We start from the raw sequence: 2,301 nt of genomic DNA, 5'->3' as shown, positions 1-2,301 counted from the left end.
TTTTTAATGAATACAATGCTCGCCTCAGGGGGATATCCATGGACAGTGATACCAGTGGAGAAAAGGGATGAGTACATGAAATCACTGGAAACTGCCAGCGTCACTGGTGACATCAGTGTCTTCTCAAAATTTATTGCCTATCTGGTTGCTGAAAATATGAAAGGGAAACCAGTCGCTCACTTGCCAAGTTAACCGACAGCGTCATAAACCTCAACAGCAGATAAAGACATGGATCAGAAAGATGTACTTTACATATATACGGACCGTCAATCTTGAAATTACTTGTCGTTTATAAAGTTATAGACGGATAAGACCTACTGAAATGATCAGGTCCAAATTATAATGTTCCAGATCTCTGGATACTTTTCTTTCGCCTTCCTGCCGAACTATTCGCAAATACCGACCAGTTGAATCTTTATCTAATCCCTTAGACTCAAAATGTTTTTGATATGCTCGCTGATGTTAGCTTTGCTAGATTTAAATAAGTCGACAATCTGGTTTTGGTAAGTCAATTTGTTTCATACTCAATTTTAATGTCAATTCCAGTTTCACCGTCAGGTGTTTGATAAATATTTACTGGCTTTGAGTAAGGTTTACAGATTTATATGCTCTGGTCATATCATAACTATTAAGAATAGGATAAGGGGCAAATAATACCCCTTATCCTATTCTTAATTCGAATGGTCAAAAGTAAATAATTTGTTTCTAAACATCATTCAACAACTTTCACAGATTATGTTGTGCAGTTACAAGCTCTTTTATATCCTCACTCGTAGCAATAGCACAGGCAGGAAAGGTGGCTCGTATCATCTTAACTAATGCCTGTTCATTTACACCCTCATTTACACCTTCATTTACACCTTCACCTTCCCTCCTGCTTTGTCTTCAGCATTAACCTTACCATTTACACCTTCATATAATCCTTCTACTTCAATTCTTGCCGGCAGTTTAGTCAGAAAACAGGTGCAATCCCGACCTGTATCATAGGTTGGCTCTGGCGATCCGTTGCTTACCATCGCATGATAAATTGTAGGGAAACCAGTACCCCCGGCCTTCGGATAGCCGAAGTTCCTTAAGAAAGCTAAATAAGCATCAAACATTCCTTTAGGCTCCCTGATATAATTGATATTATTTACAACAATTTCCTCTGTTAATACAGAATCTGTCATGGTTTGATTTTTAATAGTTAGCATATTCAACTAGGCGTACAACCTGATAATCTTCGGTTCGGGTTTGTCTTCTGGCTCACTGCTGGGCTCTGGYGAGGTGACCAAATCCGCTGGCTTGTCATTTTCCTGATCCCCCACATTAGCTTCCACATTAATCAGTCCCTTGTCACGCAATTTTTCATCCAGGCCGGCCATATCCGCTGCGACTTTAATGTCTAAGATTTTAGCATAATGTTGGGTGGTCTTGATATTTGTATATTTCGCAGATAGTGGTTCTTCCCCAATTTTGGTGGTTCTTCAAAATGAGGTGAGTAATGTAAAATCAATGAATTAAGTGTTCATTAAAGCTTGCTGGTGATTAAAGCCGTAGGGTTCTCTAACATATGAGAATCATGATCAATGTTAGTTCCCGCAAAAAATAATACAAAGGAACCACCGAGGTAATAAGCTTGTATCAACTTGAAAAACAGTTATTTACAAAAAGGAATTGCTTGTCTGTTATATTTTTCACCACCAAAATTGGGGAAGAACCATTTTGGACCGTAATATGAGGCCACGTTCCGCGAAAGAGGTGGCCACATATGGAATAATCCCCACTTTATCTTCCATAATTAATGTGATTAAATGTATTTAATTAAAAATTAGTCAATTCTTGCACTCTTAAGGCGCAGTGAGTTCAGAATAACGGATACTGAACTGAAGCTCATGGCAAGCGCAGCTATCATCGGTGACAGTAAAATTCCAAAAAACGGATATAAAAGTCCCGCAGCCACGGGTATTCCCAATACATTATATCCAAGGGCAAAGAATAAGTTACCTTTAATATTGCCCATTACCTTGTGGCTTAACAAACGGGCTTTTGCAATACCATTCAAATCGCCCTTTACAAGGGTAATTGCTGCACTTTCAATAGCAACATCTGTCCCAGTACCCATCGCAATGCCAATATCAGCCTGTGATAATGCCGGGGCATCATTAATACCATCGCCTGCCATCGCCACTTTTTTTCCTTCGGCTTGCAATTTTTTCACTTCGTTCAATTTATCCTCCGGTAACATCCCGGCTTTGAAACCATCTAAATTTAAGGTTTGACTAACTGCCCTTGCTGTATCTTCATTGTCCCCTGTAAACA

The 2,301-nt window shown here is 39.2% G+C and carries 2 protein-coding genes and 1 pseudogene; 1 reads left to right on the top strand and 2 read right to left on the bottom strand.

Annotated elements, in window-relative coordinates; genetic code table 11:
• A pseudogene (locus AC1DDX_RS26575) lies at window positions 1-192 on the top strand (Fic family protein); the annotation flags it as partial.
• A 662-nt stretch (window positions 193-854) separates the two neighbouring features.
• Here the strand turns inward: AC1DDX_RS26575 and AC1DDX_RS26570 are convergent.
• Entirely contained in the window at window positions 855-1,169 is a 315-nt protein-coding gene (locus tag AC1DDX_RS26570) for a hypothetical protein (protein WP_288879077.1), read from the bottom strand.
• Window positions 1,170-1,810: 641 nt separating this feature from the next.
• The coding region (locus AC1DDX_RS26565) for an HAD-IC family P-type ATPase (protein ID WP_477622942.1) at window positions 1,811-2,301 on the bottom strand (491 nt) is incomplete at its 5' end.

The organism is Pedobacter sp. 10L46_2 (genome assembly GCF_056395165.1).
Note: the sequence above shows the minus strand (reverse complement) of the source record. Positions and strands in the feature narration are given on the sequence as shown.

Excerpts from the sequence above, each read along its gene's own strand:
- AC1DDX_RS26570 (WP_288879077.1), bottom strand. The coding sequence starts at position 1,169 with ATGACAGATTCTGTATTAACAGAGGAAATTGTTGTAAATAATATCAAT.